Here is a 20504-nt window from a genome sequence, read left to right as displayed (position 1 = left end):
CAGCCCCAGGAGCCGTGCGAGATCAGATCCCGCTCAGCGCCAGGTCCATGGCGAAGTAAGTGAAGATCAGGTCGGCCCCCGCCCGCTTGATTGCGCCAAGGCTTTCGCGTACCACGCGGGCTTCGTCGATGGCGCCAGCCTGGGCGGCGAACTTGATCATCGCGTATTCGCCACTGACCTGATAAGCCGACAGCGGCAGGTTCGAGGCCTGGCGAATGTCGCGGATGATATCGAGGTAGGCACCGGCCGGCTTGACCATCAGCGCATCGGCACCTTCCTGTTCGTCGAGCAGGGATTCGCGCAGCGCTTCGCGGCGGTTCATCGGGTTCATCTGGTAGCTCTTGCGGTCGCCTTTCAACGCGCTGCCGCCGGCCTCGCGGAACGGGCCATAGAGCGCCGAAGCAAACTTGGTGGAATAGGCCATGATTGCCGTCTGGCTGAAACCGGCTTCATCCAGGGCCCGGCGAATCGCCTGGACCTGCCCGTCCATGGCCGCCGATGGCGCGATCACATCGGCACCGGCGCGGGCCGCCGCCACGGCTTGCTTGCCCAGGTTGACCAGGGTCCGGTCGTTGTCCACTTCATCGCCGTGGAGCACACCGCAATGACCATGATCGGTGTACTCACAGAAGCAGGTGTCGGACATCACAATCATCTCCGGCACCGCGTCCTTGCAGATCCCGGCCATGCGCGACACCAGGCCGCGCTCGCTCCAGGTATCGCTGCCGTCGTTGTCCAGGTGATGGGACACACCAAAGGTCATCACCGATTTGATACCGGCACGGGCGTAGCGCTCGATCTCGCCGGCCAGCTTCGATTCAGGAATGCGCACCACACCGGGCATGCTCTTGATCGGCACAAAATCATCGATCTCTTCTTCGACGAAAATCGGCAGCACCAGGTCGTTCAAGGTGAACTCGGTTTCCTGGAACAGGCTGCGCAGGCTTGCATTGCGACGCAGACGGCGTGGACGTGCTTCGGGGAACTGGCTGGACATGGGACTCCTGGGCAGAAATGGGTGCTCGATCACAAGGAGCAAAGCTTATGCCCTGACCGGCCAGGGCACAAACGTCGGCTGGAAAACAGCGTGTTACCAGCCAGGCAATAATCTACTCACAAGGTCAGCGAGCCATTGATGCACGTCACCACCGCGCCACCAATCCAGACCGCATCCCCCACCTGTTCGACATGAATTCGTCCGGCGCGGCCCATCGTCACCCCCTGGCTGACCACGTAGGATGAAGGCGCCAGCCCTTTGCCCAGCATCCACTGCGCGAGCCCGGCGTTCAGGCTGCCGGTGGCAGGATCCTCGGGCATGCCATCACCGGCGATGAAGCCCCGCACTTCAAAATGGGCCTCATCGCCATCCACGGCCCGATCCCAAGGTGCAATCACGCCCACGGCCAGATCCAGCAACTGAGGGTAATCGGGCTCGAGCGTCAGGACCTGTTGGCGATCCTTGAGCATCAAGGCCAGCCAGCCGGCACCGTTATCGACCCACTGTGCCTCGACAATTGCCTCGGCTGCGAGCCCCAACCCCTTGCGCACTCGCTCGAGCAAGTCGGCCTCCAGGGGGCCGGACTTGAGCAAGGGCGGCGCGAGGAATGCCAAGCCATGATCGCTGCGGCGAATCCTGACCAGGCCGACGCCACATTCCTGCACGATCTCCTGCCCTTTCGGCACACCTCCGGCTTCCAGCCAGGCATGACAACTGCCCAGGGTCGGATGTCCGGCAAACGGCAACTCGGTCGAGGTGGTGAAAATACGCACCCGGTAATCGGCTTCCGGGTGCTGCGGCGCCAACAGGAATGTGGTTTCGCTGAGGTTGGTCCAGTTGGCAAAGGCAGCCATGCGCGAGTCACTGAGCCCATCGGCCCCCAGCACCACCGCCAGCGGATTGCCCTTGAGTGGCACGTTGCTGAATACATCCAGTTGTTTGTAATCGAATCGGCGGGTTGTCGGGCTACTCATTCCGGAATTTTCAACCCGCGCACCACAGCCGGTCGCGCCAGGAAGCGCTCCAGTACCCGCGTCACATTGGGGAAGTTCTGGATACCGACCAAATCACCGGCCTCGTAGAAGCCGATCAAGTTGCGCACCCAGGGGAACGTGGCGATATCGGCGATGGTGTAGCGCTCGCCCATGATCCAGTCGCGCCCTTGCAGACGGCCATCGAGCACCTTGAGCAGGCGCTTGCTTTCCTCGATGTAGCGATCGCGCGGCCGCTTGTCCTCGTAGTCCTTGCCGGCGAACTTGTTGAAGAACCCCAACTGCCCGAACATCGGCCCGATCCCGCCCATCTGGAACATCAGCCACTGGATCGTCTCGTAGCGCGCGGCCGACTCCTGGGCCAGCAGCTGCCCGCTCTTGTCCGCCAGATAAATCAGGATCGCCCCCGACTCGAACAGCGCCAACGGCTGGTCGCCCGGCCCATGGGGATCGAGAATCGCCGGGATCTTGTTGTTAGGGTTCAAGGAAAGGAACTCGGGCGACAGTTGATCGTTGCTACCGAAGTCCACTTTGTGGGGCTCGTACGGCAGGCCGATCTCTTCGAGCATGATCGAGACCTTCACGCCGTTGGGGGTGGGCAGGGAGTAGAGCTGGATCCACTCCGGGTATTGGGCGGGCCATTTCTCGGTGATGGGGAATGGGGTCAAGTCGGGCATGGGGTCGGCTCGGAAATGAAGGAAAGCCCGAGGATAATCCAAGATGTACGGGACGGCACCACTGCCCGTCACGCAATTCACGTCATCCCTTCTTAATTTCGCAACATCCTGTCGTTAACGTTCATCCCATCTCCTGACGGAGGTCGCTACAGTGCACCGGAACCCGCCAGCATCGAACCAAAGGGCTTGAAGAGACTCTGAGCAATGCCCCCAAGGATTCGACACGGCGTAACGACACGGAAAACCCCCGAAGCCAGCCGCTTCGTGGTGCCAGGGTTTGTCAGCCTGACTCAAGCGTGCCGAAGACTATTTATTCGATGATGAACCCACTGAATTTCGCCAAGCGCCTCAAACACCGTTCGTGGCTGTTGCTGCCGACGCTGCTTGTGGTCTGTGGCCTGGTGCTGTCGCTGGAATCCAGCATCAGCCGCGCCCAGCCAGCCGACGGTGTGCAAACGTTGGTGTTCCTGCGCCACGCCGAGAAACCCGCCGGTGGCCTGGGCCAGCTCAACTGCCAGGGCCTCAACCGTGCCATCGACCTGGCCACCCTGCTGCCGGAAAAATTCGGCAAGGCCGACTACGTGTTCGCGGCCAACCCGACCCGCAATGTCGAAGAAGGTGAGCTGGACAATTCCTACAGCTATATTCGCCCGCTGATGACCATCAGCCCCAGCGCCATCAAGCTCGGGTTGCCGGTGAACATCAAATATTCGGCCAACGACACCAGCGACCTGGCTGACGAACTGCTGCACGACAAATACCACAACGCCACCATCTATACCGCCTGGTCCCATGGCTACCTGCCGGAGCTGATCAACAAGGTTGCCGGCGAGGCCGTGGGCAAGAAGCAGACTATTACCGATGACTGGGCGTCAGGCGATTTTGATTCGCTGTACGTGCTGACCCTGACCTGGCACAACGGCAAGGCCAGCCTCACCAGCCAGAGCTACAAGCAGGGCCTGGACCATGGCCAGGAAACCTGCCCGACGTAATCAAGCCCGCTCCCACCGGGATTGACAGGGGATATGAAACCTGTGGTCACCCGCCCCGGGCGGCCCGCTCGCGCAGATACTCCAGCACCGCCGCCTGCTCTCCCGAGAACTCGATCCGCAGCCCCTTCTTTTCCCGCTGGAACACGTACATCGGGTCGTAATACTCACGCAACAAGCCTTCGATCCACCCGCGATGCAAGTCGACGGCACCGCTGTTGGCCTGCTCGGCCAGGGCCGTTTCCAGGATGTTCATCAAGCGCCGGTGACGATCGCCGCCCAAGCGCTTGTGGATGTTGTCCAGGCTCGCCAGCAACCGCTCGGAAAACAGAGAGAAACCTTCGTCGCCATGTACGGCGACAAACTCCGCGCACAGGTCGATGACGTAATCCTGCAGGATCCGCTCGACCCGGTTCTGCAGGCTGTCTTCAAGCCAGACCATCGGAACCTGCTGCATGCGCTGGTACAAGGGCAGCGGCAAGGCGCAACTGCCGACCGCACGGCTCTCATCTTCAAGCACGAACTGTTCGATGCCGCTGGCGCGTTTTTTCAGTACGTCCACCGCCAGGCGGTTTTCAAAGTCGATATTGGAAGGCTGGCCGGTGGCGCGTTTGCCGAAGCTGGAACCGCGATGGTTGGCATAGCCTTCCAGATCCAGGCTATTGCTCAGTTGGCCCAGCGCTTCGGTCTTGCCAGTACCGGTCATGCCGCCCAGCAGCACCAGGTCGCACTGGGCGACCGCCTGCTCGACAGTGTCCAGCAAGAAGCTGCGCATGGCCTTGTAGCCGCCGCCGACCCTGGGGTAGTCAATGCCGGCTTCATCCTTGAGCCACTGCTGGACGATCTGCGAACGCAGGCCGCCGCGAAAGCAATACAGCACACCGTCGGGATGGGTCTTGGCGAACTCCGCCCAGGCCTGGATGCGTTGGGCCTTGATTTCGCCGGACACCAGTTGATGCCCCAGGACAATGGCGGCCTGCTGTCCCTGCTGTTTATAGCAGGTACCGACGCGTTGCCGTTCGCTGTCGGTCATCAACGGCAAATTGACCACGCCGGGGAAGGCACCCTTGATGAATTCGACCGGGGCGCGCGTGTCCATCATCGGCCGGTCATTGAGGAAGATGTCGCGGTAATCGGTGATGTCATGGCTCATCAAGACACCTCGACCGCGTAACGCTGTCGCTCGACCAATTCGCCGATGGGTTCCAGCGCCAGGCCGAGTTCAGCGGCAACCTGCAAGAATTCGCCCTCGCCTTCGGGGGTAACGGCAATCAGCAGGCCGCCGCTGGTCTGCGGGTCGCACAGCACGCGCTTGTGCAGTTCCTGGACGCGGCCGACCTTGCTGGCGTAACTGTCGTAGTTGCGCAGCGTACCGCCCGGCACACAGCCCAGGTCGAGGTAGTACTCGACGCCCGGCAGGCGCGGCACCGCGTCATAGCGGATGCGCGCGGTCAGGCGGCTGCCGTCGGCCATTTCCACCAGGTGCCCGAGCAGGCCGAAACCGGTGACGTCGGTCATCGCCGTCACGCCGTCGAGCTTGCCAAAACGGCTGCCAGGTTTGTTGAGGGTGCACATCCAGTCACGGGCCAGGCCGACATCGGCGGCGCGCAGCTTGCCTTTCTTTTCCGCCGTGGTGAGGATGCCGATGCCCAGCGGCTTGGTCAGGTACAAGCGGCAACCGGCGGTGGCCGTGTCGTTGCGTTTCATATGGCGCTTTTGCACCAGGCCTGTGACCGCCAGGCCGAAAATCGGCTCAGGCGCGTCGATCGAATGCCCGCCGGCCAGGGGAATCCCAGCCTCGTCGCACACGGAACGACCGCCGCGAATCACTTCCCGGGCAATTTCCGGGGCCAATACGTTGACTGGCCAGCCGAGAATCGCAATGGCCATTAGCGGGTCACCGCCCATGGCGTAGATATCGCTGATGGCATTGGTGGCGGCGATGCGACCGAAATCGAAGGGATCATCGACAATCGGCATGAAAAAGTCGGTGGTCGAGACCACCCCGCGCTCCTCGTCGATGGCATACACCGCCGCATCGTCCCGGGACGCATTGCCGACCCACAACTTGGGATCGAGGTTCTGCGCACCGCTGCCGGCCAGGATCACTTCCAGCACCTGGGGCGAAATCTTGCAGCCGCAGCCGGCGCCGTGGCTGTACTGGGTCAGGCGAATCGGCTCGCTCATGGGCATACCTCTGGTCAGTCAAGATGGCCGATTCTATCAGCAACGCCACCGACTCAGTGCCGCGTCGAGCACATGCTCCTGCAACACGTTGGTGCCGCTTCACACGACGCTGCCGATTTCGGTGCACCAAGCCTGACCAACAAGACAGAAAAAAAGCCTGAATCCCATGCATTTCAATCCAATACAAAAAACTGGTACGACATGTGCAAACGTTTGCGCAATCGGTCCTACCCAGCGGACCGATGGTTTTTTTTCAACCACGGACCCCGGGCTTCGGCCCGCACGAACAAGGACTTTCCATGCACTGCACTTCCCAGTGTCGCGCTACGCCCGGCGTATTGGCAGCCGCCCTGCTACTGACCGCCGTTACCGGACTACTCAGCACCACGGCCCAAGCCCAAACCACCGAGGCGTCCGCCCAGGGCGAAGCCCTCAGCCCCGAGGCGACCCCCTCGAAAAAGGGTGCCTACCTGTCGGACTGGTACAACCAGGACTTGACGCTCATCGGCAGCAAGGACATCAGCTTCGGCCCGCAACCGGTCGACGATATCTATCTGGAATATGAGTACTTCGGACGCAAAGGGCCCTTCGAGCTCTATGGCTACGTCGACATTCCAAAGATCTTCGACATTGGCAACAGTCACGACAAAGGGGTGTGGGACCACGGCTCCCCCGTGTTCATGGAGCACGAACCGCGTATCTCCATCGATTACCTGGCCGGTCGCAGCCTGGCCATCGGGCCGTTCAAGGAATGGTATGTGGCGTTCGACTGGATCTACGATCACGGCAGCAACAGCGCCAATCGAGCGAACACCTTGTACAGCGGCCTGGGCACCGACATCGACACTCACTCAAGGGTCAACCTGTCGGCCAACTTCTATGGCCGTTATCAATGGGAAAACTATGGCGCCAGCAATGAATATTCCTGGGACGGCTACCGCGCCCAGCTCAAATACATCGTGCCGATCAGCCAGTTCGGCAATGGCGCCTCGCTGACTTACATCGGCTTCACCAACTTCGATTTCGGTTCGGACCTGCACAAGGACAACCCCGCCCGCACCGCCAACGCCACAGTCGCCACCAACGTCTTGCTGTATTCATTCACGCACCTGCGCTTTACGCTGGTGGGCCGTTACTTCCACAACGGCGGCAACTGGCAGGACGGCAGTGAGCTTGACTTCGGCGACGGCGACTTCCGTGCCCGCTCCGACGGCTGGGGATACTACGCCGGGGTTGGCTATCAATTCTGAGCAAACCGTAGAAGCACCATTTCGAATCCATGGAGGTCACGAATACATGATCAATCGCCTGTCTATTTCTATCGGCCTGGCCTGCACGGCCCTGTTCTGCTCGACCGCCGGGGCCGCGCCGCCGCTTCAACCCAAAGTGATGCTGATCACGATGTTCGCCCCCGAGGCGCAGCATTGGATCGAACGCCTCGAACTCAAGGATGAAATCCGCGTGCCGGGTCTGTCCGCCGAGTATCCGACGATCCGCTGCAATACCGAGCGGGTCTGCCTGCTGATCACCGGCATGGGCCAGACCAACGCCGCGGCCTCGACACTGGCCCTGGCCCTCTCCCCCACCGTCGACCTGCGCAAAAGCTATTTCCTGGTGGCCGGGATCGCCGGCATCAACCCGCACCACGGCACGCTTGGCACGACGGCCTGGGCTCATTACCTGGTGGAGTTCGGCACCCAGTGGGAGCTGGATTCGCGGGACGTGCCCAAGGACTGGCCCACCGGTTACCTGGGCATCAACACCAAGGGGCCGAACGAAAAGCCGCCGCTGGACTACAAGACGGAAGTCTTCGAACTCAACCCGGCCCTGCAAGCCAAGGCCTTTGCCCTCAGCCAGAAGGTGAGCTTGGCGGAAAGCAAGGAATCGGCGGCCTGGCGCTTGAAGTATCCGTACGCCCCGGCCAACCAGCCGCCGGTGGTGACCCGCTGCGACACCCTGGCCGGCAACACCTGGTTCTCCGGTACGCGCCTGAGCGAGCGCGCCGAAGTCTGGACCCGCCTGCTCACCGATAACAAAGGCGTGTACTGCACCACCCAACAGGAAGACAACTCCACCTACGAGGCCCTGCTGCGGGCCAGCCGCGAAGGTCGGGTGGACATCAACCGGCTGGCCGTGCTGCGGGCCGGGTCCGACTTCGACCGCCCCGAGCCCGGCGGCAACGAGGTCGACAACCTGCTCAAATACGCCGACCAGGGCGCGTTCGTCCCGGCGCTGGAAAACCTGTTCCGCACCGCTAACCCGCTGGTGCAGGACATTGTGAAGAACTGGTCGGCGTGGAAAGACGGCGTGCCTGGCCTTTGATCACCAGCCGCCCAGGCTCTTGTGATCTGTGGGAGCAAGCCTTGCTCCCACAACTCAATCCCTGCAGTTCATCTGATGGAATTTTCCACTTCGGGAGGGATCACTTGAACATCAGCCGTGCGTACCCATCCAGGAGACCGCCGATGTCCCTCGACCCTGCTGCCGACAGCACTCATCTTGATTACGGCCTCGACACGCTGTTTGGTCGCGACACCAAAAGTGTCGACTGCCAGCTCGACGTCAAACGCCTCGACGACGGCGAACCACCCTGGTTCGCGCTGCACGTGCGAGCACCGCTGCCGAAGGATCTGGATAAGGCCCAGATCGTGGTATTCAGCGCCGAAGGACGGCGCATCAGCGGTATTGTCCGGCGAACCGAACGCCTGGCCGACGACAGCCTGCAATTGGACGTGGAACCCGACTGAACGGGTCGACGGCCGCCGCCCTGCGACACCGCACACCTTTCGCTGAAATGACGGGCTCTTTTGCACTGGCGCTGGAGTCCGGTGCGACGCCCATGGGATGATCGGCCTTCAGGCAGGCCTATCTGTGGAGCGTTTCAATGTCATTGCTGAGTAAACAAGCCGCCGCCCTGTTGCTGGGGGCCATCGCCAGCCTGGTCGTGGTATCCGCCCAAGCGGCCCCGGCCAAACCTGGTGGCGATGCACCGGCGCAGAAGGTGTCGATGCTCGGCGGCAAGTTCACCTTTACCTTGCCCAAGGGTTTTACCGCGACGCCATTGCCCGCTGGTGAGGCCGTCCAGGGCACCGCCGGGGCGACAGGGACGATGTACAGCAATGCCACCAGCAGAACCGTGGTGATTGCCGCTGAGAACACCATTGTCAACGGCACGCATGTGAAGGACGACGATGGCGCGTTTCTCGACACCACCATGGCCGACTTCGCTGCCCAACGCATCAAAGCCTTGCCAGACGCCAAGATCCTCAGCGAAAAAAGCCTGACTCAAAAAGGCACCGGCCTGGGCCTGCGCCAGCTCGACACCCGCGCGACCCAGGGCGGCGGGCCAACCCTCGACACCACGTTGCTGGGCGCCTCCGGCACGCGCATGGCCGTGGTACAGGTCATTTCCCGAGCCAGCGACAAAGCCGGTCATGAAGCGTTGGTGAAGCAGATCGCCAGCGGTAAGTGATAAGCACCCTGTGGAAGCCGAGCCTGCTCGCGATGGCGTCGGCACATCCAACTTTGTTGCACGCTGACCCACCGCTATCGCGAGCAAGCTCAGCTCCCACAGGGGCTTGTATTCGCCGAAGAATCGAAGACAAACACCGTCAAAATGTGGGAGCCAAGCTTGCTCGCGATGGCGTCGGCACACCTAACTTTGTTGCAAGCTGACCTACCGCTATCGCGAGCAAGCTCAGCTCCCACAGGGGCTTGTATTCGCCGAAGAATCGAAGACAAACACCGTCAGATGTGGAAGCCGAGCTTGCTCGCGATGGCGTCGGCGCATCCTATGCAGCCGCTAGCTAGGGATTGAGCCGCTCCAACCAGGCCCGCAGGTCCTGCACTTCCAGGGCGCTGATGCTGTGGCCCACGCCCGGATAGGCATGGAATTGCGGCTCCAGCGCCAGGGTCTTCAGGAAACTGTTGGCCTCGGTGCCATCGTGGTAGGGAATGATCGGGTCTGCCGTGCCATGGCCGATGAACACCGCCAGAGTCCGGCGCGGCTCATCGGGGGTCAGTTCCGCCCGCAACACCGACAGGACCCGCCCGCCCATCGCGGCGATGCCACCGACGGCTTCGGGGTGTCGCAAGGCCACTTCGTAACTCATCATCGCACCCTGACTGAACCCTACCAGGTAGACCTTGCTCGCGTCGGTCGAATACTTGGCCCGAGCCTTGTCGATGAAGTCCAGCAGCACCTGGCCGCTGGCCTTCAGGTCCGAAGTGTCACCGTCGTAGGCACCGTCGCCTTTTTTGGCGAACCACTGGTAACGGTCCTGTTCCATGTTCTTCGGCGCTCGCACCGAGAGGTAGTTGTAATGCCGGGGCAGTTCGTCCTTGAGTTCGAACAGGTCCTGTTCGTTGCTGCCGGAGCCGTGCAAGAAGATCACCAGCGGGCGGTTACGGGCTTGCCCATCGACTTGGGCCAGGTAGTTGAGCGGCAAGTCCGTGTGCAACGAGGGCTGGGCCTGCAACCCGGACGAGACCAGCAACAGGAACAGGGCGAGCGCTTTGAACATCGATCTTCCTCCATCGTTCGATAGCCGCACGGCAGACACGGTGCCGGCGGTAGACAGCGGTTATCAATGGTTGCTCAATTCGATCCGGCACTGCGCTATGATCAGCGGCGACCATCGAGAAGCGAGTCAATAAAAAGTGCGTCCATTACCACGGATTGGTGTTGGCCTCAGGGCCCCTCATTATCAAGCGTTCCTGGAGGGCCATCCCGCCGTTGACTGGCTTGAGGTTCATACGGAGAACTACTTGGGGCCTGGCGGCAAGGACCTGCATATTCTGCGACGCCTGGCGCAAAGATATCCCATCAGCCTACATGGCGTCGGACTGGGCATCGGCTCGGTCCATGGTTTTTCCAGCGCCCATGTCGAACGCATACGACGCCTGGCTGCGGACGTAGATCCGTTCCTGGTGTCCGAGCATTTGAGTTGGGGGGCGATTGAAGGACGGTGCCTCAACGACCTGCTGCCGCTACCCCTGGTTGAAGCTTCGCTGGACCTGGTCTGTGACCGGGTCGACCAGGTCCAGGATACGTTGGGCCAACAGTTGTTGCTCGAAAACATCTCCACCAGCTTGCGCTACCATGGCGATACCCTGGGCGAAGCCCAATTCCTCGCCGAAGTGGTGGCACGCACCGGAAGTGCAGTGCTACTCGACCTCAATAACCTCCACGTCAATCAGTGCAACCATGGGGAATGCGCACTCGCCGCCTTGCAGGCTCTGGATAAATCGACTGTTCGCGAATTTCATCTGGCGGGCCATAGCCAGGAAGAGGACCTGCTGATCGACGATCATGGCAGCGCGGTGGCGGAACCGGTCTGGTCACTGTATCGCAATGCGTTGCGCCGGTTTGGCCCGGTACCGGTACTGGTTGAATGGGACACACGCCTGCCGCCGCTGGGCGAGCTGCTCGATCAGGTCGAGATCGCTCGGACGATTGCCCGGGAGGTGTTGCATGACACGTGAAGAGTTGGCCGCGCTGCAGGTCAGCTTTACCCAGGCGCTGGATTGTTCATCATCACCCTCTGTCCTGCCACAAGGATGGTTGGAGACGGCAAGCGCTGGCGACCGGCGACGCTTCGCACGCTATCGCAGCGGGCTGTGGCGGCATCAGGAGCAATCGTTGGCCTTGACCTATCCTGTCATCAAGGCGCTGGTGGGCGATCATTTTTTTCGCTCGCTCGCCTATGACTATGGGCGGCGCTATCCATCGCGACATCCAGACCTGGGCATGTTCGGCGAGCGCCTGCCGACTTTCCTCGATCAATATCTTCCCGTAGCGCCCTACCCTTATTTTGCGGCGGTGGCGTCATTGGAATGGACCCTCCACCTTGCCTCTCATGCCCGCGAAGCCACGGCACTCGATCCTCGGGCACTGGCCACAATGAGCAGCGCTGGGCTGGATGTCCAACGATTCACCTTGTCGCCGGGCTGTGGGCTGCTGCCCTGCGAATGGCCGGTGGTCGCGATATGGACCGCCCACCGCCAGCAGAGCCAGCCTCTACCGTCAGTGAATCGCCACGTCTGCACCGCCCTCGTCTATCGAAACGGCTGGAGCGTCGAAGCACGCGAGGTCGAGCCCTGGGAAGCCGCGGCGCTGGAGCGCTTGGCGCAGGGCACGACCCTGGGTGAAGCGTTAATCGCCGCCCAGGAGCGTTACAGCGCGCTGGGTCAGCCCCAACTTGTCGATAGCGCTACCCTGGTCACCCGCTGGTTGAATGATGGCCTGCTGACTGCCGTTCCCTGAGCCCTGCCGAAGCACCTGTATCGGGCAAATTTGTCTTCGTGGTCGTGTACTGCTGGGGCCGAACCCCGATTGCAGACGGGCGGCGACATCCTGTTACATCTTGAATCATTTTGTAAGCTTACAACGATTAGACATATTCTGGCCGTGGGCTACAAATAGAAAGCACCTTGCAACTCCCACTAAAGCAATACATTCGATTTCGCGGTGAAGATACGACGGACACATAGCGCTTTCGATAGACAACGAGCGCTGTGTAACCTGACAGGAACGGATTCCGGACAAGTCGCCAGACGCGGCCTGTAAAAAAGGGAGCGATAAATGTATCCAAACAGTTACTTGAGCGAATCAACTCTGCGCACACGGCGCCATCTTATTGCTGCTTGCCTCCTCGACACTCATGACTCCCTGCACACGAAGTGCCGGCACGACTTGCCGGTCAAGTTCGCTTGTCGCGGGCACCGCTAAAAACCCATTTAAAAATCAAATAATCCGCTGAACGCCTGATACGTGTTTACAGACTAACTGCAATACAGTCCGTTCGTGTGTGCGAAGGGCTCATAAAAATTAATGACTGTATAAAACCTTGACCGGGAACTTGCGTGATGAATCTAAAGGATATTCTGGTAGCCACCGCGCTGGCCTCCATCAGCAGTGCTTCGCTGGCCGATGTGGCGGCTGATAAAACAGCAGAGACCGAGGTTTGCTACGGCGTAGCCAAGGCAGGCCATAACGATTGCTCCGACAGCAGTTGCCTGCACGACTGCTCGGAAATGAGCAAGGTCGACAACGATCCACTTGAGTGGGTCGCTGTACCCAAAGGCACCTGCACGCAGATGGGCGGCGTCGTCAAAGCCCAGCCAGACGCCTGCCCGTTCGACGAACCCGCTGTCGCTGCGGCCGTTGACGCTGGTGCAGGGGAACGACTCTTCAACGGGGGCGATCATGCCCGCGGCATCGTGGCCTGCTCTTCCTGCCATGGCACGGCTGGCGCGTCTGAAAACGCCGAGTACCCAAAACTGGCAGGTCAGTTTGCCAAGTATGTGGAGACACAACTGCGAGCCTTTCGTGATGCCTCGCGTCCATCTCCTGTGATGGTGACTGTGGCCAAGTCCCTCAACGACCAAGACATCGCCAACGTGGCGCAATATCTGGTGCAGTCTTCCACGACTCAGTCTTCGGGCACGGCGCAGCCTCAACCGGGCGTTGTCGCGTCCTCGACAACACTCACTCATCAAGAAGTGAAATCGGGCACCGTGTCTAATTAAATTCATCGCACTCCTATATACCTTCATTAACCGTTTCAGGCGCCGATAGAGCAGCGTAGAACAATACGCGCCCTACAATACTGCTTGGCCTGGTTATGTTCGGGATAAAAACTGCAATTAAAAAAATTGCAGCACGTACACTTTCGCCTTTGAAAAGCACTGGATAAATAAACAAACCAGCACCTTGATTTAAGATAAATATTAAGTATTGTCAGTCTATGGACGCAGCCACCTGAAAGGGACGACACCAAATGTCAAGTAACATTGTGGATTATGACTTTGCTGACATTCAATTAAAGTCATTGATTGCCCATTCTTCTCAGGGCCAGCGTCTGAAACCATTACTGTCGCTGCGATATGCCTTTCGAAGTGATGAATTCTGGCGCGACCTGAATCATTGGAAAGACATTGATGTCGAGTTGTTTCTGAATCATCTGTGGCAAGAAAAAAATGCCATTACCAGCGTTGGTGCGCTGGGCGCATTGATCAAGAACAGAATCAGTGCCGCGTTCCTGAGAGACCTTGAAGAAGGTCACCAGATGGCTCCGATGTCTATCCGGCTGACGCCATATATCCTCTCGCTGATTGACTGGGACAACCCTTACCTGGACCCGTTGCGGCGCCAGTTCCTGCCCCTGGCCTCGGAGATCTCCATCGATCATCCCATGGTGAAGCTCGACCCCATGGGCGAGCAGGACGACTCACCGGCCCCGGGGCTGACCCACCGCTACCCGGACCGTGTGTTGTTCCTGGCGACCAATGTCTGTCCGGTCTACTGCCGGTATTGCACCCGCAGCTATGCGGTGGGGCTGGACACCGATGCGGTGACCAAGAAGAAGATCAACGCCCCCGGCGAGCGCTGGGAACCTGCCTTGCGCTACATAGAAACCAATTCCAGTGTCGAGGACGTAGTGATCTCGGGCGGCGATGCCTATCGACTCAAGGCCCGGCAGATCACCGAGATCGGTGAACGACTGCTGGACGTTCCCCATGTACGGCGCATGCGTTTCGCCACCAAGGGGTTGGCGGTATTGCCGATGAAGATCCAGAGCGATCACGACTGGACCGATGCCATTTCGCGCTTGTCGGACCGGGCGAGAAAGATGCACAAGTCCATTGCGATACACACTCATTTCAACCATCCGAACGAAATAACGGCGGTCACCGCCAAGGCCTTGGGGATGCTCTATGAGCGTGGCGTCGAGGTCAGGAACCAGGCCGTCATCCTGAAAGGCGTCAATGACAACCCGCAGACCATGCACCGCTTGAACGAATGCCTAGCCTACTTGAACGTGCGTCCCTACTACTGTTTTCAAGGGGACATGATCCGTGGTGTCGAAGCACTCAGAACGAGCCTTTGCGATTCGATCGCCCTGGAAAAATCCACCCGTGGCCTGATTGCCGGGCATAACACGCCGCATTTCATCGTGGATTTGCCCGGCGGTGGCGGCAAGCGCGATATCCATAGCTACGACTACTACGACCAACACCTGGGCATCGCTGCCTATCGCGCGCCAGCCGTAAAGAAGGACAAGATTTTTCTTTACTGCGACCCGCTCCATACCCTGACCGCAGACGCCCAAGCTCTCTGGACGAATCCGGCGACGCGGACACAGTTGCTCGACGATGTACTGAAATCCGTCAAATAAGTGTTCAACCACCGTGAATGGAAGCATAGAAATGAGCGAAACCAACAAGATTGACTGGGTCCACCATACGTCCTACGTCCACGCCATTGAGCAATCCAAATCGACTGGCAAGCCGATACTGATTTATTTCCATAGCCAGTCCTGTAATGGTTGTAATCGCTTGGTGGACAGCGTTTTCAACGACCCCCAGCTTATCGGTGCGGTCAATGAGTCAACGATTCCGGTGTGGGTTGAAGTGGAGAACTCCCAACCCGACCCACGCATCTCCGAGTTGGTCGGGAGCCACATCTTCATCATGTCGCCGGTTCTCCAACTCATTTCCAGTGACGGTGACATCTACCATAAATTCCTCGGCGCTCCGCTCCATACGCGACTCGACCTGGGGTACTGCCGTGTGCATCACGATGTCGAGGGTGATATCGATGCCAGCGAAACCGTTTCCCAACTCTCGGTAGGCCTGGCCAAGCAGGCAATGGCCAGCTTCAACTATTCCATCGCCGAATCGAAATTGCGAAAGGCGCTGAACGCCAGCAGTACGGCCAGCGTGGCGGTGCGGGAAGCGGCGTATTGGCTGCCTGTCGTGCAGGCCCGTGGACAATACCCTGAAGACAGCTTGTCTGAAGATGGCATCGCGCAGACAGCCATTGCCCGCGAAGTGCGCCGCTTCTGCAATACGCTGATCCAGGTGCCGGACCATGAACTGATGGCCGACTGGCCGGGTGTCCAGGGCGAAGGCGGCTGGGCCCATTACACTGACTGCCTGCGTGAGTTGTGCCTGGGCATCTACCAGATGCTGCTGGATGTCGCGACCGAAACGGCGCAGAAACGCGCGGCACAAGGCCGCGGGTTGAGCCGTGCGCAAATGATCATCCGGGACTGGCAGATTTCCTTCCGAGACCTGCAAGCCAGCCTCATCGGTCTCAAGGGTCCCGAATACGATCAGCAGCACCTGCATCAGAATTACACCCTCGGCAAGCAGCGGACGATTCGCAACAACATCGTCCACTGCGTCATGGCCGAGTTCTGGGCGCACTCCCCTGCTATACGTTCGACCCTGGAAGCCAGCCGGACGGGCATCCGCCACTCCAAGGACGTCAGCCCGGCGTTGCTCAACTGGAAGATACATGGCCCGGCCCCCTACAACTTCGGCAGCATCCAGTCGTTGCTGACCCTCTGGGAAAAACGCCACCAACAGCTGGTGGAGGAGTTCTCCGGGATCACCGACACCGAACTCGACGCCTCGCTGAACTGGTGGGAAGACTCGCCTATCTCGGTGAAATTCCGTCTTTGCCGACTGGGTTGGCACTTCCACGATCATGCCGCGGTGGTCGAAACCATTTGCCAGCGAATCGGCCATGAACGATCAGAAACCGAACTGCTCGCCAAGCTCCTGTTCAACGCACTGGGCCGCGCCGAGGGTGAAATGGTGGGCCTGTCGCGAGACGAGCAGCAAGCGCTTTTCGCCAGCGCCGCCAGCCAACTGAAAACCCGCAGCGATGAGCTTGCCCGCGTCTACGAGGGCTACCTCTACAAGCGGGAAAACGCCTCCTACGCCACGTCGAATACTCAGCCAGTAGCCGCGGCCGTGTGATGAAAAAAATGCGGCGCGCAATGCGCGCCGCTTCAAGGATGGAATGCGTGATGAATATTCTGCAGCAGATGTTTGGCGACCAAACCGAGGTGTTCCTCGACACGTGCTGGCCCAAGCGCTCATACGTCGCCGACGGTGCAATGAGCCGCTTTACGCAATTGTCGGCCCTGGAAGAATTCCAGGACATTCGACAGTTGTTCAATGCGCTGCCTGGGCCCGTCGACCTGCTCTTTCCAGGTGGCAAGCGTATTACCGTGGCCAGGTCCGCCGATGCCCTCGCTCCGTACAACGATGGCGCCGCGATGGTCTATATAAAGGATCTGGAAGCGCTCCCCGCGATATCCCTGGCCTGCGATGAACTGGCGAAGCTACTCGACATTCCAAGGCACTATGTCAGCTGCGAGGCGTTCGCGGCCAACCATGGCGTGGAAGTGGCGACGCACTTCGATCATGAAACCAACTTCATGATCCAGATCAAAGGCGAAAAGACCTGGAGGTTCGCCGAAAACACTTCGCTACCAGACCCCATCTATCCATTTTTCCCGAACAACCCGAACCGCTTCTACCAAGAAGGTACGCATCCCTACACCGGCGCCAAATTGCCGCTGACGATGCCCGAAGGCCACGAGGAGCGGCTGGTCAAGCCCGGCACCACGACGTTCATGCCCCGGGGTTATTGGCATGCCACGGTGGCCCATGAAGAGTCCTTTTCCATCGGCTTCGTGATCAACCCGCCGACTGTTGCCGACATCATTACCTATGCACTGCTGGACCGTTTGCATGGGAACGAACGACTCAGGGCTCACCCGCTCGATACGCTGTCGGAGTCTGCACTCCAGCGCATCCTGGGCGATATACAGAGCGGCCTGGACGAAGTCGCGAAGTTATCCAGGACATTGCCGGCAGAAGCGCTGCTCCAACGCTATAAGCAATCGAGAAAAGGGAACATTCGCACACTTACCGCCCTATGACCGCTTTCTTGATTGGAATCCGTACCATGCGCACTGCACACGCTCTGTTTGTGGGGATCACGGCGTTGATGCTTGTCAACGTGATCGATGGGCTCAAGGAGGTGTATTTCGGGATCCTGCTGCAACGCCTCGACAGTGTCATCGCGACATTCGTGTTATTCGCCGTCGCCTGGCCTGTGTTCTTTCTCGGCTACATGGCCCGGAAACGCTCGACGCCTGCGCTGCTTGCGACTCCGGAAAAAAAGGCCTCCATCCGACGTTGCCTGCTGATGTTGAACGTCAGCTCCGCCGCACTCTGGATCTCCTTTCTGCTGGCATTGAAATGGGTGGAGCCGGCCATCGTCAGTGCGCTGGTGGGCGGGGTCGGGATCATTTCGACGCTCGTGCTGAACAAGCTGTTGCGTCCGACCGCGATCATGATCCGGGCCGACTATATAGCCGCCCTTGTCATCGCACTGGCCAGCGTCTACCTGGGCTGGGTCTCGATGGACGGACGCACCGCAGTCAGGGATGAATTCGACAGCAACCAGGTGCTGCTGGGCTACCTGATGATGCTCGTGTGCGGTGTCGCAATGGCATTGACCAGCATTCTCTCGAAGGTCGTCGCGGATCACGGGGCGTCGAGTCACTATCTCTACGCCCATCGGTTCTATCTCTTGCTGGCGATTACCGGCGTCTACACCTCTTTGAACCTGAGCGAGATCGCCGCCGTCATCGATCATCTCGACGCCTTGGTCTTGCTGGCGTTCGTCGGCGTGATCCTGCCCTTGCTATTGCTGCAGGAAGGGATAAAGCGCTGCGAACCAGTGACCACGGAAGCCATCCTGGCGGCCGCCCCCTTGTTCACCATCATTTTTCAAACCGTTGATTCGAGACTGGCCTTTTCAGTGTTCAGTTTCGCGGGGGTGGTCCTTATCTGCCTGGCCGCAACCTACAACGGCTATTCCCACCTTAGTCGCCTTTCAGTCGAAGGAGTTAGAACATGAAATACGCGGTGATCGTCGATGCCTACTCGACCGGGGCAAGCCTTGCGGACGAACTCAAGTTGTATGGAATAACCTGCGTCCATGTGCAGACATCCGCCGAAATTCTTGAATATGACGTGGACAGCTACAAGCCAGAGGATTTCCAGCAGCGGTTTGTCGCGACGCAAGATCTCAAGGCGCTGACGGACAAATTGGCTGAATTCGAACCGGCGTTCATCATTCCCGGATGCGAGTCCGGCGTTGAGCTGGCCGACCAGCTCAGCGAGTTGATGGGCACGCCTGGCAACGGCACGGCGCTGTCAGCCTGCCGCCGGGACAAATGGCACATGGCCAAGCGGCTGCATCAGATGGGTATCCCGGCAGCACGGGTCGCCTTGATTCATCAGACGAGTGAGGTCGAGGCGGCGACCGAGACGATCGACGGCTGGCCGGTGGTCATTAAGCCGGTCAACAGCGCCGGGGCGGACGGTATTCATTTCTGCTACGAGATGGCGCAGGTGCGTCACGCGGTGGACAAGGAGCTGGGCCGACTCAACGAAATGGGGCTCATCAACGACACGCTGCTGGCGATGGAATACCTGGCTGGCCAGCAGTACCTGGTACAGGCTGTTTCCCGCGACGGTGAACATTTCGTCTTCGAGATCTGGCGCGACAATCGCAAGCCCGTGCCAGGCGCCGGGGTAGTCAACGATCGTGAGGTGCTGATCGACCTGCTCTCGGAAGAAGCGGCCCCCATCATCGCTTACGTTCACCAATGCCTGGAGGCATTCGGCGTCAACATCGGCCCCTCGTTCCTGGAAGTCATGGTGACGGCCAACGGACCGATGCTGATCGAGTGGGCAGCCCGGATGATGGGGACCCAGGAGCTCAGCGCGATGACTCGCGTGCGCGGCGTCAACGCCGTCAATCTCTGCGCGGCCTGCTATACCGATCCCGAGGTGTTCTATTCGATGCTGGATAAAGTCAACCGATCGAACGCGACGTGCGAAGTCATCGGGATGATCAACAGCGTCTCCGGCCAAGTGATCCATCGCCGTTGGCTCGATGAACTGAGCGCCAGGCCAAGTTTCTTCAAGATGATCAGGGCCCCTGAAATTGGCGACAGCGTTGCGCCTACCATCGGGATCTCGACGAACTACGGCTTTATCTATCTGGTTCACGAAGACCCTGCGGTTACCTATGCCGATTACCTGTGGATCCGAGAAAAGGAGGCCGAGGACACCGGCTTTTTCGACGTGCAACTCAGCCAGGAAGCTGTCGCGCAAGCCTGCTGACTTCGATCGGGATGGAGCGGACTCAATGAAGCTATATGTGGATCATCAATGCACATCGCCCTTTGCCATGTGCGCGTTCGTAGCGCTCAAGGAGTGCCGGTTCGATTTTGACCTGCACTACCTCGACCTCTCACAAGGCGATCACCAGCGGCCGCCATTTACCGGGATCTCGCTCACCCACCGCGTTCCGACGCTGGTGGATGGGGCGTTTTCGCTGGCTGAATCGTCCGCCATCGCCGAATACCTGAACGACATTGCGCCAGGCGCCCGCTTGTTACCGGTTGACGTTCAGGCCCGCGCCCAAGCCCGGCAGGTCCAGGCCTGGCTGAGGAGCGACTTCTTCAACCTGCGCGGCAACCGGCCCACGGAGACCATCTTCATCGCACCGTCGCAGGAACCACTGGGGCCATTGGCGATGGCCGATGCTCGGCGGCTGGTCGAGACCTTGTCCCATAGCCTTCGGGACGGGAAAACGTTTCTTTTCAACGATTGGAGCATCGCCGACGTCGATGCCGCCGGCATGTTGAACAGGCTCATCTACAACGGCGACCCGGTTCCCGAGACGTTGAAGCACTATGCGCTTCGGGCGTGGGATCGCGAGAGTGTCCATCAATGGCTGGATCTCGACCGACAGGGCAATACGACTTCCTCCGGGCGCTGA

20 protein-coding genes are annotated in these 20504 nt (G+C 59.8%); 14 read left to right on the top strand and 6 right to left on the bottom strand.

The features are described from left to right. Positions 1 to 22 precede the first annotated feature (22 nt). The 3 genes from hemB to GFU70_RS09960 form a co-directional block, all read right to left on the bottom strand. Entirely contained in the window at positions 23 to 997 is a 975-nt protein-coding gene (hemB, locus tag GFU70_RS09970) for a porphobilinogen synthase (RefSeq protein WP_003200059.1), read from the bottom strand. 116 nt (positions 998 to 1113) lie between these two features. Continuing rightward, positions 1114 to 1971, bottom strand: coding sequence for a PhzF family phenazine biosynthesis protein (locus GFU70_RS09965; RefSeq protein ID WP_058543764.1), 858 nt, complete (start codon positions 1969 to 1971; stop codon positions 1114 to 1116). Continuing rightward, positions 1968 to 2666 carry a glutathione binding-like protein gene (locus GFU70_RS09960; protein WP_058543763.1) on the bottom strand — a complete coding sequence of 233 codons (699 nt, stop codon included), beginning with the start codon at positions 2664 to 2666 and terminating at the stop codon, positions 1968 to 1970. The genes GFU70_RS09965 and GFU70_RS09960 overlap by 4 nt, the downstream gene beginning before the upstream one ends. Positions 2667 to 2983: 317 nt before the next feature. Between GFU70_RS09960 and GFU70_RS09955 the strand changes: the two genes are divergently transcribed. Further along, positions 2984 to 3658 (top strand): histidine phosphatase family protein, encoded by a 675-nt coding sequence (locus GFU70_RS09955; RefSeq protein ID WP_116642774.1) that lies wholly within the window; start codon positions 2984 to 2986, stop codon positions 3656 to 3658. A 46-nt stretch (positions 3659 to 3704) separates the two neighbouring features. Here the strand turns inward: GFU70_RS09955 and mnmH are convergent, their stop codons facing one another. After that, positions 3705 to 4808 (bottom strand): tRNA 2-selenouridine(34) synthase MnmH, encoded by a 1104-nt coding sequence (mnmH, locus tag GFU70_RS09950; protein WP_058543761.1) that lies wholly within the window; start codon positions 4806 to 4808, stop codon positions 3705 to 3707. After that, positions 4808 to 5842 carry a selenide, water dikinase SelD gene (selD, locus tag GFU70_RS09945; RefSeq protein ID WP_064106776.1) on the bottom strand — a complete coding sequence of 345 codons (1035 nt, stop codon included), beginning with the start codon at positions 5840 to 5842 and terminating at the stop codon, positions 4808 to 4810. The genes mnmH and selD overlap by 1 nt, the downstream gene beginning before the upstream one ends. A 299-nt stretch (positions 5843 to 6141) precedes the next feature. On the opposite strand from selD, the gene GFU70_RS09940 reads away from it, so the two are divergent. The 4 genes from GFU70_RS09940 to GFU70_RS09925 all read left to right on the top strand — a co-directional run bounded on the left by GFU70_RS09940 (position 6142) and on the right by GFU70_RS09925 (position 9314). After that, complete coding sequence (locus tag GFU70_RS09940) at positions 6142 to 7092, top strand: nucleoside-specific channel-forming protein Tsx (RefSeq protein ID WP_058545525.1); 951 nt, start codon at positions 6142 to 6144, stop codon at positions 7090 to 7092. A gap of 46 nt (positions 7093 to 7138) precedes the next feature. After that, positions 7139 to 8164 (top strand): purine-nucleoside phosphorylase, encoded by a 1026-nt coding sequence (locus tag GFU70_RS09935; RefSeq protein ID WP_116642777.1) that lies wholly within the window; start codon positions 7139 to 7141, stop codon positions 8162 to 8164. Between the two features lie 143 nt (positions 8165 to 8307). Then, positions 8308 to 8589 carry a hypothetical protein gene (locus tag GFU70_RS09930; RefSeq protein WP_058545523.1) on the top strand — a complete coding sequence of 94 codons (282 nt, stop codon included), beginning with the start codon at positions 8308 to 8310 and terminating at the stop codon, positions 8587 to 8589. A gap of 137 nt (positions 8590 to 8726) precedes the next feature. After that, positions 8727 to 9314, top strand: coding sequence for a hypothetical protein (locus tag GFU70_RS09925; RefSeq protein ID WP_058545522.1), 588 nt, complete (start codon positions 8727 to 8729; stop codon positions 9312 to 9314). Positions 9315 to 9648: 334 nt separating this feature from the next. On the opposite strand, the gene GFU70_RS09920 is transcribed toward GFU70_RS09925, so the two are convergent. Continuing rightward, complete coding sequence (locus GFU70_RS09920) at positions 9649 to 10365, bottom strand: alpha/beta hydrolase (RefSeq protein WP_153387943.1); 717 nt, start codon at positions 10363 to 10365, stop codon at positions 9649 to 9651. 136 nt (positions 10366 to 10501) lie between these two features. Between GFU70_RS09920 and GFU70_RS09915 the strand changes: the two genes are divergently transcribed. The 9 genes from GFU70_RS09915 to yfcF all read left to right on the top strand — a co-directional run bounded on the left by GFU70_RS09915 (position 10502) and on the right by yfcF (position 20504). Next, positions 10502 to 11326: a DUF692 domain-containing protein gene (locus GFU70_RS09915; RefSeq protein ID WP_058545520.1), complete on the top strand. Its 825-nt coding sequence runs from the start codon at positions 10502 to 10504 to the stop codon at positions 11324 to 11326. Next, entirely contained in the window at positions 11316 to 12107 is a 792-nt protein-coding gene (locus tag GFU70_RS09910) for a DNA-binding domain-containing protein (protein WP_058545519.1), read from the top strand. The genes GFU70_RS09915 and GFU70_RS09910 overlap by 11 nt, the downstream gene beginning before the upstream one ends. A gap of 602 nt (positions 12108 to 12709) precedes the next feature. Then, a complete protein-coding gene (locus GFU70_RS09905) occupies positions 12710 to 13372 on the top strand; it encodes a DUF2282 domain-containing protein (RefSeq protein ID WP_058545518.1) in 663 nt (220 codons plus the stop codon). Positions 13373 to 13623: 251 nt separating this feature from the next. Then, on the top strand, positions 13624 to 15021 hold the full coding sequence (locus tag GFU70_RS09900) for a KamA family radical SAM protein (RefSeq protein ID WP_058545517.1): 1398 nt from the start codon (positions 13624 to 13626) through the stop codon (positions 15019 to 15021). Positions 15022 to 15052: 31 nt separating this feature from the next. Then, positions 15053 to 16612 carry a thioredoxin family protein gene (locus tag GFU70_RS09895; RefSeq protein ID WP_058545516.1) on the top strand — a complete coding sequence of 520 codons (1560 nt, stop codon included), beginning with the start codon at positions 15053 to 15055 and terminating at the stop codon, positions 16610 to 16612. Between the two features lie 50 nt (positions 16613 to 16662). Then, entirely contained in the window at positions 16663 to 17583 is a 921-nt protein-coding gene (locus tag GFU70_RS09890; protein WP_058545515.1) for a JmjC domain-containing protein, read from the top strand. A 26-nt stretch (positions 17584 to 17609) separates the two neighbouring features. After that, positions 17610 to 18569, top strand: a complete 960-nt coding sequence (locus GFU70_RS09885) for an EamA family transporter (protein ID WP_064106775.1) — start codon at positions 17610 to 17612, stop codon at positions 18567 to 18569. Next, positions 18566 to 19843, top strand: a complete 1278-nt coding sequence (locus GFU70_RS09880) for an ATP-grasp domain-containing protein (RefSeq protein WP_063322085.1) — start codon at positions 18566 to 18568, stop codon at positions 19841 to 19843. The genes GFU70_RS09885 and GFU70_RS09880 overlap by 4 nt, the downstream gene beginning before the upstream one ends. A 25-nt stretch (positions 19844 to 19868) precedes the next feature. After that, positions 19869 to 20504: a glutathione transferase gene (yfcF, locus tag GFU70_RS09875; RefSeq protein ID WP_058545512.1), complete on the top strand. Its 636-nt coding sequence runs from the start codon at positions 19869 to 19871 to the stop codon at positions 20502 to 20504.

Source organism: Pseudomonas brassicacearum (genome assembly GCF_009601685.2).
Lineage (GTDB): Bacteria > Pseudomonadota > Gammaproteobacteria > Pseudomonadales > Pseudomonadaceae > Aquipseudomonas > Aquipseudomonas kilonensis_B.
This window is presented reverse-complemented; position numbering and strand designations above follow the sequence as displayed.